Here is a 12611-nt window from a genome sequence, read left to right as displayed (position 1 = left end):
CTCTTATGACTGAGGTCGTCATCGCCGGTGCGGCTCGCACCCCCATCGGCTCCTTCAACGGGGCGCTCAGCTCCGTCACCGCCCACCATCTGGGCGAACTCGCCATCCGCGAGGCTCTGAGCCGCGCCAAGACGGACGCGGCCGAGGTGACGGAAGTCATTCTGGGTCAGGTTCTGACGGCCGGGCAGGGGCAGAATCCCGCCCGCCAGGCGGCGGTCAACGCCGGCATCCCCTTCGACCGGACGGCCTTCGGCATCAACCAGCTCTGCGGATCCGGCCTGCGCGCGGTGGCGCTCGGCCATCAGGCGATCCGCGAAGGCGATGCCGAGGTGATGGTGGTCGGCGGCCAGGAGAGCATGAGCCTCGCCCCCCACGTCATGCACCTGCGCGGCGGCGTGAAGATGGGGCAGGCGGAGATGCTCGACTCCATGCTCCGCGACGGGCTGATGGACGCCTTCCACGGCTACCACATGGGCACCACGGCCGAGAACATAGCCCAGAAATGGCAGTTCACCCGCGAGGAGCAGGACGCCTTCGCCGCCGGGTCCCAGCAGAAGGCCGAGGCCGCCCAGAAGGCCGGCCGCTTCAAGGACGAGATCGTCCCGGTCACCATCAAGGGCCGCAAGGGCGACACCGTGGTGGACGCCGATGAGTATCCCAAGCACGGCACCACGGCGGAACTGCTGGCGAAGCTGCGCCCGGCCTTCTCCAAGGAAGGCACGGTGACCGCCGGCAACGCGTCGGGCATCAACGACGGCGCCGCCGCCCTGGTGCTGATGTCGGCCGACAACGCCGCCAAGCGCGGCGTCACCCCGCTGGCCCGCATCGTGTCCTGGGCGACGGCCGGCGTCGATCCGGCGGTCATGGGCACCGGCCCCATCCCGGCCTCGCGCCTCGCGCTGAAGAAGGCCGGCTGGTCCGTCGAGGACCTCGACCTGATCGAGGCGAACGAGGCCTTCGCCGCCCAGGCGCTGTCGGTGAACAAGGACATGGGCTGGGATCCGGCCAAGGTGAACGTCAACGGCGGCGCCATCGCGCTCGGCCACCCGATCGGCGCCTCGGGCGCGCGGGTGCTGACGACGCTGCTGTACGAGATGCAGAGGCGCGACGCGAAGAAGGGTCTCGCCACCCTGTGCATCGGCGGCGGCATGGGCATTGCCCTCTGCGTCGAGCGGGGCTGACAAGGGTTCGGGCCGTTTCCTTCCGGGGAAACGGCCTTTTTTACGGCGAACGGCCGCAACGGGGCGGGCAAGCCCCGGTTCTTAGAACAATCGGTTCGGCAGGGAGACAAGAAGAATGGCACGAGTTGCACTGGTCACCGGAGGAACGCGCGGCATCGGCGAGGCGATCTCGGTCGCGCTGAAGAACGCCGGCTACACGGTCGCGGCGAATTACGGCGGCAACGACGAGAAGGCCCGCGAGTTCTCGGAGCGCACGGGCATCGCCGCCTACAAGTTCGACGTCTCCGACTTCGAGGCGGTGAAGGAGGGCTGCGCCCGCATCGCGGCCGAACTGGGGCCGATCGACGTGCTCGTCAACAACGCGGGCATCACCCGCGACGGCGTCATCCACCGCATGTCGCACCAGCAGTGGAAGGAGGTCATCGACACCAACCTGACCTCCTGCTTCAACCTCAGCCGCAACGTGATCGAGGGCATGCGCGAGCGCGGCTTCGGCCGCATCGTCAACATCGGCTCGATCAACGGCCAGGCCGGCCAGTACGGCCAGGTCAACTACGCCGCCGCCAAGTCCGGCATCCACGGCTTCACCAAGGCGCTCGCCCAGGAGGGTGCCGCCAAGGGCATCACCGTGAACGCCATCGCGCCGGGCTACATCGACACGGACATGGTGCGCGCCGTTCCGGCCAACGTGCTGGAGAAGATCGTCGCGCGCGTCCCCGTCGGCCGCCTCGGCAAGGCAGAGGAGATCGCCCGCGGCGTGCTGTTCCTGGTCGCCGACGACGCCGGCTTCATCACCGGCGCCACCCTGTCGATCAACGGCGGCCAGCACATGTACTGACCGGGCGCAAGCGCCTCACGGCAAGGGCTCCTTCCCGGCGGGGAAGGAGCCCTTTTTCATGGCGTGGCGGAAGCGTTCAGATGTTCGGGCGGAAGCGCGCGGGGCGGTCGTCGTCCAGCGACACCACCGCGCAGCCGCCCAGCGCGGGGCCGAGCGGCATCTCGCCGTAGGCGGCCAGCGCGCCCTGTTCCTGGAGGCGGCCGACGAAGCCGGGCTCGTCCCCCTTGGCGACCCAGGCGAAGGAGATCCAGCTCTTGCGGACCGGCTGGCCGCCGGCGCGCAGCACGGCGGCGAAGACCTCCCCGTCGGGGGTGCCCGGCGGGAAGACGGCGAGTACCGTGCCCCCGGCCTCCCGCTCCAGCGCGGCCTCGTTCAGCGTCCAGCCCATCAGCCCCAGCCACAGGGCGAGCACCGCCCCGCCCAGCGCCAGGGCGAAGCCGTGCCCGGGGCTGGGTGCGGGGGCGGATGGGTGGGCTGGGGCGTCGGTCATGACGGAACTCCCGTGCGGGCGGCTCAGGCCTTCGCCTCGCCGGCGGCGAGCGCCGGGGCCGGCTTCTCCTCGATTGGCCAGTGCACGGCGGCCGAGGCCAGGGCGAGCACGACGCTGGCCCACCAGACGATGTCGTAATTGCCCGTGCGCTCGTACAGGTAGCCGCCGAGATAGACGCCGAGGAAGCCGCCGACTTGGTGGCTGAAGAAGGCGAAGCCGTAGAGCATGCCGAGATAGCGCGTGCCGAACATCAGCGCCACGAGGCCGGAGGTCGGCGGCACGGTGGACAGCCACAGCAGCCCCATGGCCGCCGAATAGAGCAGCACCGTCACCGGCGTGATCGGCAGCGTGATGAACAGGATGGTGGCGACGCCCCGGAAGAAATAGTTGGCGCAGAGCAGGTAGCGCTTGCTGACCCGGTTGCCCAGCACGCCCGCCGTGTAGGAGCCCACGACGTTGAACAGCCCGATCAGCGCCAGCGCCCATGCGGCGAGGCCCGGCGAGATGCCGGCCGCCGTCAGGTAGGGCGGCAGGTGCACGGTGACGAAGGCGAGCTGGAAGCCGCAGACGAAGAAGCCCGTGACCAGAAGCACGTAGCTGCGGTGCCGGAAGGCTTGGCGGACCGCGGCGGCGAAACCGATGTCGGCGCCAGTGACCACCCCGCCGCCCTTGAGCCCGCCCGTCCCGGCGAATGAGGCCGCCAGCAGCGGGATCAGAAGCAGCGTGGCGCCCAGCAGCATCAGCGCCGTCTGCCAGCCATAGGCGGCGATGAAGCCCTGGCTCAGCGGCGCGAAGAGGAACTGGCCCATCGACCCGGCGGCGGTCGCGATGCCCATCGACCAGGAGCGCTTCTCCGGCGGGACGATGCGGCTGAAGCCGGCGATGACGATGCCGAAGGATGCCGCCGACAGGCCGAGCCCGATCAGCACGCCGCCGGTCAGATACAGCATGCCCGGCGTGGCGGACAACGGCATCAGGACGAGGCCGAGCGCGTAGAGCAGCCCGCCGCCGGCCAGCACGCGGGCCGGGCCGTAACGGTCGGCCAGCGCGCCCGCGATCGGGCCGCCCGCACCCCACAGGATGTTCTGGATGGCCACGGCCAGCGCGAAGACGTCGCGGCCCCAGCCGTTCTCCGCCGACAGCGGCCCGATGAAGAAGCCCATGCTGGAGCGCGGCCCGAAACCGAGCAGCGCGATCAGGCAGCCGCAGGCGATCACGAAGCCGGTCGTCCGCCAGGCCGCCGCCGGCTTGTTCCCGCCGGTCTGGAGTGTGCTGCTCATGCTCGTTCCTTCCCCCGAGGATATCGCGAAACGATACGTCCGGCGGAGGATCGGAAAGAAGCGGAAATGCCGAAGAATAGGAAAGGGAATGGGACCCATGCTCGCGGAGCATGCCGCGCTGGCGCGCGGCGCGACCCTTGGGTTAGCGTCCGGGCGAACGGCCATTCGAGGGAACGCCATGACCGAGACCACGCCCATCGTCACGGACCGCGCCGCGCGCGAGTATCCCGACCGCCCCTGGGTCGGGGTGGGCGTCATCATCTGGCGCGGCGACCGCGTCCTGCTGATCCGCCGCGGCCGTCCGCCGCGGATGGGGCACTGGAGCCTGCCGGGCGGCGCGCAGTCCGTGGGGGAGACGGTGTTCGAGACGGCGGTGCGCGAGGCGCTGGAGGAGACCGGCCTCCAGGTCGTTCCGACCGAGGTGGTCACCGTCGTCGACTCCATCACGCCCGACGAGACGGGCCGGGTCCACTACCACTACACCATCGTCGAGGTGGCGGCCGAATGCCCGGAGGGGGAGGCGGTCTGCGCCGACGACGCGCTGGAGGCGGTCTGGGCGACGGTCGAGGAGGTGGGCGAGCTGACGGAATGGGACCAGACGCAGCGCGTCATCCGCCTGTCGGCGGAACGCCGCCAGGCGCGCTGATGGACGCGCCGCCCGGCGCGTTGCCAAGTGCGCTGAAGGTCCGAGAGAGGAAGCCGGGGACCTCTTCGGGCGGCAGCGCCGGAGACAGCAGGTAGCCCTGGATGCGGTCGCAACGGTAGGCGCGCAGGAAGCTCCGCTGCTCGGGCGTCTCCACCCCTTCGGCGATCACCTGGAGCCCCAGCGCGTGGGCCAGCCCGATGACCGCCTGCACGATGGCGGCGGCGTCGCGGTTCTCCACCATGTCCTTGACGAAGATCTTGTCGATCTTCAGCGCCTCCAAGGGCACCCGGCGCAGCAGCGCCAGCGAGGAATAGCCCGTCCCGAAATCGTCCAGCACCAGCCGCACGCCGGCCCCGCGGAGCTGGGTCAGCGTCTCGCGCGCCTCGGCGCTGTGGTCGTAGGCGGCGGTCTCCGTCAGTTCCAGCTTCAGCCGGTCGGCGGGCAGGCCGGTCTCGGCCAGCACCCCCAGCACCGTGCGGGCGAAGCCGGGAACGTCGAGCTGGCGGGGCGAGAGGTTGACGGCGACGGGCACGTCGGCGGTGCCGTCGCGCATCCAGCCGGCCGCCGTCTCGCAGGCGCGGCGCAGTGCCCATTCGCCGAGCACGTGGATCGCCGCGTTCGACTCGGCCATGGGTATGAAGACGTCCGGCGGGATGACGGTGCCGTCCGACAGGCGCCAGCGCGCCAGCGCCTCGAACCCGGCCAGCCGGCCGGTTTCCGTGTCCGCCTGGGGCTGGTAGGCCAGCCTCAGCTCGTCGCGGGTGATGGCTTCCCGCACCCGGTCGGCGAAGGACCGGGTAAGCGTCTCGGCGTCCATCGCCGCGAACGGGTTCCCGCCATCCCTTGCCGTGCTGCCCGCCGCCATGCCGAACCCTTTCGCAATGCACCGGGGATAAACAAGCGGGGCGGCGATTCGGTAACCGGCATTCCGGGATAAAAGGTGTTTTTTCGGGATTACGCGAAATTCGGCGCGAATGCGCGGAGTTTCATCCGGGGCCGCAAGGGTACCGTCAGAGAAGCCCGTCGGCGTAGCCGCTGATCGTCGCCGACAGGAACAGGTCCACCATCACGAAGCCGGCCGCCTGGAGGCCGCTGACCTCCAGCGCGGTGCGCATCACGAACCATTGGTAGGTCAGCATCGCCATCATGACGCCGAACACCAGCCCCTCCGCCAGCCCCTCCGGCAGCAGGCCCGTGGCCGACAGCACCACGACGGGCAGGTATACCGCCATCTGCACGACCGACGACCAGTTGTAGGCGCAGATGAAGCCGGGATAGCGCGGTGACCGGTCGATCAGCCCGGTCAGCAGGTGCATCAGCACCGGGAAGGCCGTCCAGCTCACCACATAGGCGATGCCTTCGACCACCACGATGTTGAGGAATGGCGTGTTCCCCACGGCCGGCCACAGGCGGATCGCCAGCATCAGCGCGTAGGCCGGCAGCACGATGACCGCCGCGTAGAAGGAGCGCAGAGCCCCCTCCGGCGTCCGGTCCATGCTGTCCAGCCCCCCCGGGTCGAAGAGCGCCAGACGGTAGGCGCCGAACACCGAACGAACCACGTCCCGGGCGGTCAGCATGAAGGGGTCACCGGAAGGAAAGGGCGGGCATCAGGCGATCCTGCCGAAGGCATCGCGCAGGATCGCCGCGTAAATGTCGGTCAGCCGGCGCAGGTCGTCCAGCGCCACATGCTCGTCCACCTTGTGCATGGTCTGGCCGACGAGGCCCAGCTCCACCACCGGGCAGAAATCCTTGATGAAGCGCGCGTCCGAGGTGCCGCCGGTGGTGGAATATTCGGGCCGCCGGCCGGTGACCTCCTCGACCGCGTCGGCCACCAGTTCGGTCAGCGGGCCGGGCGGGGTCACGAAGCTGTCGCCGGACAGGTGCATGCGCAGGTCGTAGGAGCCGCCAACCGCGTCGAACTTCGCGCGCAGCCACGCCTCCAGCCCCGCCGCCGTGTGGGCGTCGTTGAAGCGGATGTTGAAGGTGGCCTTGCCCTGCGCCGGGATCACGTTGGTGGCCCCGTTGCCGACGTCGATGGTCGTCAGCGCCAGGGTGGAGGGCTGGAAATGCTCCGTGCCCCCGTCCAGCGGCTCTTCGGTGATGGCGGCCAGCATGCGCACCAGCCGGGGCAGGGGGTTGTCGGCCAGATGCGGGTAGGCGACGTGGCCCTGCGCGCCGTGCACGGTCAGATGACCGGTCAGGCTGCCGCGGCGGCCGATCTTGATCATGTCGCCGAGCGCCTTCGGGTTGGTCGGCTCCCCCACGACGCAGGCGTCGAGCGTCTCGCCGCGCTCCTTCAGCCAGGCCAGCACCTTGCGGGTGCCGTTGATCGCGACCCCTTCCTCGTCCCCGGTGATGAGGAAGCTGATGGAGCCGGCGGGCCGGCCATGCTCCTCCAGCTGGCGGGACACGGCGGCGGCGAAGGCCGCGACGGCGCCCTTCATGTCCACCGTGCCCCGGCCGTAGAGCCGGCCGCCCGCGACGATCCCGCCGAAGGGCTCCACCGACCAGCTCCGCGGATCGCCGGGCGGGACCACGTCGGTGTGGCCGGCGAAGCAGAGGTTCGGGCCTGAGTCGCCCAGCCGCGCGTAGAGGTTCTCCACCGGCTCCGTGCCCGGCTCCTCGAAGCGCAGGCGGTGGCAGGCGAAGCCCATCCCCGTGAGGACGGCCTCCAGCCGCCCGAGCGCGCCGGCGTCGGCCGGCGTCACGCTCGGGCAGCGGATGAGGTCCTGGGCGAGCGCGACGGGGTCGATCGCCATGGCCTCAGTCGCGCAGCAGTTCGTTGATGGAGGTCTTGGAGCGGGTCTTCTCGTCCACGCGCTTGATGATCACGCAGCAGTAGAGGCTCGGCCCCGGCGTGCCGTCCGGCAGCGGCTTGCCCGGCAGGCTGCCCGGCACCACGACCGAATAGGCGGGGATGCGGCCGATGAAGACCTCGCCGGTGTGGCGGTCGATGATCTTGGTCGAGGCGCCGATGTAGCAGCCCATCGACACGACCGAGCCCTGCTCGACGATCACGCCCTCGACGATCTCCGAACGGGCGCCGATGAAGCAGTCGTCCTCGATGATGACCGGGTTGGCCTGGAGCGGCTCCAGCACGCCGCCGATGCCGACGCCGCCCGACAGGTGGACGTTCTTGCCGATCTGCGCGCAGGAGCCGACGGTGACCCAGGTGTCCACCATCGTGTTGCGGTCCACATAGGCGCCGACATTCACGAAGCTCGGCATCAGCACGACGCTCGGCGCGATGAAGGCGGTGCGGCGCACGACGGCGCCCGGCACGGCGCGGAAGCCGGCGGCCTGGAAGCGGGCGTCGTCCCAGCCCTCGAACTTCGGCGCCACTTTGTCGTACCAGCTGCTGCTGCCGGGGCCGCCGGGGATCGTCTCGTTCGGGTAGAGGCGGAAGGACAGCAGGACGGCCTTCTTCAGCCACTGGTTCACGACCCAGCCCTCGGGACCCTTCTCGGCGACGCGGAACTCGCCGGCGTCGAGGCCGGCCAGCGCCTGCTCCACCGCGTCGCGCGCGGCGCCGGTGGTCTGGGCGTTGAGCGTATCGCGGGTCTCCCACGCGGCGTTGATGGCGGATTCGAGGCTGGCGTGGCTCATGGCTATACCCGTTCGGCTGGCAACACGGACGAAATGCGAGGCCGGAAGATGGGACGGCCCGCCGTGGCTTGTCAACGCCGCTCGTTCGGGCATGGGGACGCAAGTGCATGATAATGTTTCTTAACCATCGGAGGATGTCCCGTTGTTCGTAGATGCTCTTGTCAACATGTATGTAATCCAACTGCGTGGGGAAAAGGCGCGCAGGATAGCAGGAAAGGTCAAGAAAGCTCGTGCCTGTCTTCCCTCATAATTCTCTCTTTTTTAGAAGTAAGGATGATTGGAAGCCATTTTTTGAATTGGCGCTTTGGCGCGAGTGTGGTGCGAAGCGGCCGCCGTATTTGGGAGTGTCTTCTGAATATTAGCGGGGCCGAGCGGGCAAAGGCTGTATGAGGTGAGGTAAAGGGAGGTGGTGTTCTGTTGCGTCGAACGCATATACTTGTATGGTAAGATGCGGCTTAATATAGTGCAGCTTTTTGTTTGTAAAATTCAGTTGACCTTCTGCCGCCCAAGCGTTTCCATATATCAGGAAAGCTGGTGGTATTGGAAATAACAGGGTGCCTGATGGGGCGTAAAGAATTAGAGAAAATTCCATAAATTGTGCGATGTCAGTAAATGCTGACTTCGTTTAGATGACGCGAGTGGTCCTGATTATCTTTATAATAGAAAAGAAAGTCGTCTCCGTAAATGCTGCATTGAGATAAATCGTTAGAATTATATAGATTAAATAAGTATGAAGATTGTTAAAAGACGCCCTTTGAGTAGTACCGACGTTGCGCTATTTTAATATATATCTCTGCCGATGCGAGTGTTATTGATATATTAATACAATAAGGAAACTAAAAGTGTAACAATATGATTCGGCACCCGATCGCTTTATCCATACAGTTGGAGTCATAGGGCTAGTGCAACTTATCTTCTGGACACCTCCGTCGACCGAAATGCCTCGGCATCAGGCGGAAACTTGGAAAGATTTTTGCGAATCTGAAAAAGCCGTTCAACAAAAAGTGGAGGGACGATCCCGATGGCCGGACGCAAGAAGAGCAGTTCAAAAAGCCCGCGCGTTGCCGTAAAACCTGTTTCACCGACGGACAAAACCGGCAATGACCGAGACGACGTCGGCTCCGCCTCTCGGCCGGAATTTTCCATTGTGCCATGGAGTGTCGGTAATGATGCGCCGACGGCGATCGGAACCCGCGCAGCGAAAACAATTGTCTACATTCACGGAATTGGAAACAAGCCGCCGGAATCCGTTCTGAAGTGCCAATGGGACACTGCGCTGTTCGGACATCCCATGGGTGACAGGACACGCCTCGCCTACTGGGTGAACCGCAGTTACTACCCGACACCCGAAGACGCGACCTGCGGCACGCCGGATCACACGCGCGTAGATGACGACGAAATCTCCACACATGCAATCATGGCCTTAGCGCGCGGTGAAAGGGGCGATGAAGAAACGGCGATTGCGAGAGAGATTGAGGCGCTTGCCGAAGATGAGGCGGCCCACAAAAGAACGTTGGAGTCAATCGCGGACCAAATGCTCAACGGCGGTAACGTGCCGGTGCAAGGGCAGATTAGGACGAGAGTTCTTCCCTTTGAATGGTTGCGCCGGTTCATTGCTCCCAAACTTACCCGAGCCTTCCTGCGCGATGTGCATGATTTCCTGTATGTCGATGACCGCAAAGCGGCCATGGCGCAAAGCTTGGTTGATCGATTGGCGACTGGCGGAGGTCCGTTCGTGGTCGTGGCCCATAGCCAGGGCTCGCTGATCGCATACGAGGTCTTGCGCCGGCTCGATCCTCGCCAGTTTCCAGTCGAACTTTTCGTAACCATTGGATCGCCGCTTGGCATCGCTGAGGTTCAGGACCGTCTGCGGGATTGGAATGACGGCAAACTCGAATTCCCGGCGTGCGTACGGCGGTGGGTTAATGTCGCTGACAGATCTGACATCGTAGCCATCGACCCAAAACTTGATGGCGAATTTGACGGCGGTACCGTAGAGGATCTGATACTTCCCAATCCGGATAGCCCGGAACATCCTCATTCCGGCACCGGATATTTACGGATTAATGAAGTCCGCGCCGCCGTCCGTCATGCCACCGGCAGTGCCTTCGGGCAAATGGTCGCTCCTTTCGTGATCGCGAGTGATTTGGTCGAGCGGCTTGAAAATAGCCAGCGGCAGGACCGCCATCCCGTGCTCATTCAATTGGCGGGCACGGTCCCGTCCAGAGAGCCTGAGGCAGTCGACCTCGAAGTCGCCGGGGACAGAATTGTAGAAAATATCTATGATATGCTCAAGCATCAGAGCGTTGATAAAGATGAAGCAGAAGTCGACCGAATGCGCCGTTACGTTTCGGCGAAGCTCACGCGCCTCGAGGTGGAAAGCTTACGCTCCTCTTTTCGGGACCTAAAGATAGGGGGCATCTGGCGCAACTCTCAGAAACGGGCTTTGATCGCTGAGTCGACCCACACCGTTCAAGCCCGGCCCGCGAATATGGGATACGGTGCTGACGGGCGTGGAATAACATGGGCTGTGCTTGATACCGGAATCCGGGCGGATCACCCGCACTTCCAAGCCGCTGAGAACATAATTGCACAGTATGATTGCACAACTCCAGGTGATCCCGTGCGCTTAAACCCAGGTGACTCCCGTTTCGATGCTCTCGACGGTAATGGTCATGGAACCCACGTGGCTGGCATTATTGCCGGAAGTCTAGACGTCAATGATCCGCGCGAGGGCCGTCTCACCTACGCCGGAATGGCTCCGCAATGCCGGTTGCTGGGGTTCAAAGTTCTGGATGATGATGGTAACGGCCAGGACGCATGGATCATCAAAGCGCTTGATACCATTTCTTCTTTGAATGAACGCTCCGGGGGAATGGCCGTCCATGGAGTGAACCTAAGCCTGGGAGGGAATTTCGACCCTTCTGTTTTCGGAACGGGACACACACCGCTCTGTCAAGAATTACGCCGCCTTTGGGGGCAGGGAGTTTTGGTATGTGTGGCCGCCGGAAATGAGGGTTTCGCTTTTCTGCGTGGGCAGAATGGCATTATTCAGGCGAACATGGACATTTCCATAGGAGATCCGGCCAATCTGGAAGAGGCGATCGCCATCGGATCGGTTCACAAATCCAATCCCCATACCTATGGAATTTCCTACTTTTCCTCGCGCGGTCCGACTGCCGATGGTCGCCGTAAGCCTGACGTCGTTGCGCCCGGTGAACGGATTATTTCCGCGCGACATGATTGGTTTCTTCCTGGCGGCCTAGATCCTCAAAACCCTCCCGACCGTGACGCGCTCTACATCGAAATGAGTGGGACCAGCATGGCGACGCCGCATGTCTCCGGCATCATTGCGGCATTCTTGAGCCGCCGACGAGAATTCATTGGCTACCCGGACCGGGTGAAACGCATTTTATTGGATGGCTGCACCGATCTTCGGCGCGATCCGTACATGCAAGGCGCAGGTTTGCCGAATTTGATCAAAATGCTCGCGCTGAACTGATTGGCAGGAGAATAAGGGGAGCAAAATGCTCCCCTTAAACGACGAAGATGGGGGCCAACGCAAAAGCCCCCTTGTGTTGCCTGAAAGGGGGCCTGTACCAGCGATTCAGCTGCATGTCAGAGCGCCTGCCGTTGAGCGGGCGCGGGATAGGATTGGTCCTCACAGCACGTCAACATTAGAACAAAGCCGCTTACGATTTTGGAGTCGTAACCGCGCAACGCCGCTCCGGGCTGCTTTCTGTCAAGTCATGCCCCTTGTCAGCCCGTCCAGCCAGGCGACGAGGTCGTCCACCTCGTAGTCGATGTGGCTGCCGGTGCCCACACCACCCCGGTCCGGGCGCGCCCAGTCCGCCTCCGTCTTCACCCAGACGGTCTTCATGCCCAGCGCGTGGGCCGGGGCGAGGTTGCGGGCGATGTCCTCCACCATGACGGCGCGGCTGGGGTCGATTGCCTCCTGGGCCACCAGCATGTCGTAGGGGCGCGGGTCGGGCTTGGGGATGTAGCCGGCCTCGACGATGCCGAACACCGCGTCGAATCGCCCGGCGATGCCGAGCCGGGCGGTGACGTTGGCGGCGTGCTGCACGGAGCCGTTGGTGTAGATGATCTTGCGGCCCGGCAGCCGGTCCAGCGCCGCGGCAAGGACGGGGGAGGGGGCGACCGGCGTCACGTCGATGTCGTGCACATAGTCGAGGAACGGCACCGGATCGACGTCATGCTCGACCATCAGGCCGCGCAGGGTCGTGCCGTGCTCCCGGAAGAAGCGCTTCTGCATGGCGCGCGCTTCCTCGTAGGGGATGCCGAAATGGCCGGCGATGAACTCCCCGATGCGCCGGTCCACCTGGGCGAACAGGTTGCAGGAGGCGGGGTAGAGCGTGTTGTCGAGATCGAAGATCCAGACGTCGATGTCGCCGGGCGAGGGATGCGGTAGGGTCATGACCTGACAATGGTGCAGCGGCCCCGGCCCGGCAAGCCGCATTCGCCGCCGTCGCGCACCGGCGCGGATGGCCTTTTCGCCACACCGCCCGCGTCGGCGGCGGCCGGTGCGCGTTGGGCTTCTCTGGCGGATTGA

General features: G+C 65.2%; 11 protein-coding genes. 4 read left to right on the top strand and 7 right to left on the bottom strand.

Features of this window, described 5'->3' with window-relative positions; translation table 11 throughout:
* Positions 1-5: 5 nt before the first annotated feature.
* Both JUB11_RS00910 and phbB read left to right on the top strand, forming a co-directional pair.
* Positions 6-1181, top strand: a complete 1176-nt coding sequence (locus JUB11_RS00910) for an acetyl-CoA C-acetyltransferase (protein ID WP_207455361.1) — start codon at positions 6-8, stop codon at positions 1179-1181.
* A 115-nt stretch (positions 1182-1296) separates the two neighbouring features.
* Positions 1297-2019: an acetoacetyl-CoA reductase gene (gene phbB / locus JUB11_RS00905; RefSeq protein ID WP_207455358.1), complete on the top strand. Its 723-nt coding sequence runs from the start codon at positions 1297-1299 to the stop codon at positions 2017-2019.
* A 76-nt stretch (positions 2020-2095) separates the two neighbouring features.
* Here phbB and JUB11_RS00900 read toward each other — a convergent pair whose 3' ends face one another.
* Both JUB11_RS00900 and JUB11_RS00895 read right to left on the bottom strand, forming a co-directional pair.
* Positions 2096-2509 (bottom strand): hypothetical protein, encoded by a 414-nt coding sequence (locus tag JUB11_RS00900; protein WP_207455354.1) that lies wholly within the window; start codon positions 2507-2509, stop codon positions 2096-2098.
* Positions 2510-2532: 23 nt separating this feature from the next.
* Complete coding sequence (locus JUB11_RS00895; RefSeq protein WP_207455352.1) at positions 2533-3789, bottom strand: MFS transporter; 1257 nt, start codon at positions 3787-3789, stop codon at positions 2533-2535.
* A 178-nt stretch (positions 3790-3967) separates the two neighbouring features.
* On the opposite strand from JUB11_RS00895, the gene JUB11_RS00890 reads away from it, so the two are divergent.
* Entirely contained in the window at positions 3968-4435 is a 468-nt protein-coding gene (locus tag JUB11_RS00890) for an NUDIX hydrolase (RefSeq protein WP_207455350.1), read from the top strand.
* On the opposite strand, the gene JUB11_RS00885 is transcribed toward JUB11_RS00890, so the two are convergent.
* The 4 genes from JUB11_RS00885 to dapD all read right to left on the bottom strand — a co-directional run bounded on the left by JUB11_RS00885 (position 4398) and on the right by dapD (position 8041).
* Positions 4398-5300 carry an EAL domain-containing protein gene (locus JUB11_RS00885; RefSeq protein WP_247886756.1) on the bottom strand — a complete coding sequence of 301 codons (903 nt, stop codon included), beginning with the start codon at positions 5298-5300 and terminating at the stop codon, positions 4398-4400. The genes JUB11_RS00890 and JUB11_RS00885 overlap by 38 nt on opposite strands.
* Positions 5301-5445: 145 nt before the next feature.
* Positions 5446-6012 carry a hypothetical protein gene (locus JUB11_RS00880; protein WP_207455347.1) on the bottom strand — a complete coding sequence of 189 codons (567 nt, stop codon included), beginning with the start codon at positions 6010-6012 and terminating at the stop codon, positions 5446-5448.
* Between the two features lie 30 nt (positions 6013-6042).
* Positions 6043-7194, bottom strand: coding sequence for a succinyl-diaminopimelate desuccinylase (gene dapE / locus JUB11_RS00875; RefSeq protein WP_207455345.1), 1152 nt, complete (start codon positions 7192-7194; stop codon positions 6043-6045).
* A 4-nt stretch (positions 7195-7198) separates the two neighbouring features.
* Positions 7199-8041: a 2,3,4,5-tetrahydropyridine-2,6-dicarboxylate N-succinyltransferase gene (dapD, locus tag JUB11_RS00870; protein ID WP_207455343.1), complete on the bottom strand. Its 843-nt coding sequence runs from the start codon at positions 8039-8041 to the stop codon at positions 7199-7201.
* A 1021-nt stretch (positions 8042-9062) separates the two neighbouring features.
* Here dapD and JUB11_RS00865 point away from each other — a divergent pair.
* On the top strand, positions 9063-11543 hold the full coding sequence (locus tag JUB11_RS00865; RefSeq protein ID WP_207455341.1) for a S8 family serine peptidase: 2481 nt from the start codon (positions 9063-9065) through the stop codon (positions 11541-11543).
* Positions 11544-11783: 240 nt separating this feature from the next.
* On the opposite strand, the gene JUB11_RS00860 is transcribed toward JUB11_RS00865, so the two are convergent.
* Complete coding sequence (locus JUB11_RS00860) at positions 11784-12476, bottom strand: pyrimidine 5'-nucleotidase (RefSeq protein ID WP_247886755.1); 693 nt, start codon at positions 12474-12476, stop codon at positions 11784-11786.
* Positions 12477-12611 lie beyond the last annotated feature (135 nt).

Source organism: Azospirillum sp. SYSU D00513, from assembly GCF_017356015.1.
Classification (GTDB): Bacteria; Pseudomonadota; Alphaproteobacteria; order Azospirillales; family Azospirillaceae; genus Azospirillum.
Note: the sequence above shows the minus strand (reverse complement) of the source record. Positions and strands in the feature narration are given on the sequence as shown.

What these genes read in the sequence shown, in the direction of transcription:
- JUB11_RS00910 (WP_207455361.1), top strand. Translation starts at nt 6, where the DNA reads ATGACTGAGGTCGTCATCGCCGGTGCGGCTCGCACCCCCATCGGCTCC.
- phbB (WP_207455358.1), top strand. Translation starts at nt 1,297, where the DNA reads ATGGCACGAGTTGCACTGGTCACCGGAGGAACGCGCGGCATCGGCGAG.
- JUB11_RS00900 (WP_207455354.1), bottom strand. Translation starts at nt 2,509, where the DNA reads ATGACCGACGCCCCAGCCCACCCATCCGCCCCCGCACCCAGCCCCGGG.
- JUB11_RS00895 (WP_207455352.1), bottom strand. Translation starts at nt 3,789, where the DNA reads ATGAGCAGCACACTCCAGACCGGCGGGAACAAGCCGGCGGCGGCCTGG.
- JUB11_RS00890 (WP_207455350.1), top strand. Translation starts at nt 3,968, where the DNA reads ATGACCGAGACCACGCCCATCGTCACGGACCGCGCCGCGCGCGAGTAT.
- JUB11_RS00885 (WP_247886756.1), bottom strand. Translation starts at nt 5,300, where the DNA reads ATGGCGGCGGGCAGCACGGCAAGGGATGGCGGGAACCCGTTCGCGGCG.
- JUB11_RS00880 (WP_207455347.1), bottom strand. Translation starts at nt 6,012, where the DNA reads ATGCTGACCGCCCGGGACGTGGTTCGTTCGGTGTTCGGCGCCTACCGT.
- dapE (WP_207455345.1), bottom strand. Translation starts at nt 7,194, where the DNA reads ATGGCGATCGACCCCGTCGCGCTCGCCCAGGACCTCATCCGCTGCCCG.
- dapD (WP_207455343.1), bottom strand. Translation starts at nt 8,041, where the DNA reads ATGAGCCACGCCAGCCTCGAATCCGCCATCAACGCCGCGTGGGAGACC.
- JUB11_RS00865 (WP_207455341.1), top strand. Translation starts at nt 9,063, where the DNA reads ATGGCCGGACGCAAGAAGAGCAGTTCAAAAAGCCCGCGCGTTGCCGTA.
- JUB11_RS00860 (WP_247886755.1), bottom strand. Translation starts at nt 12,476, where the DNA reads ATGACCCTACCGCATCCCTCGCCCGGCGACATCGACGTCTGGATCTTC.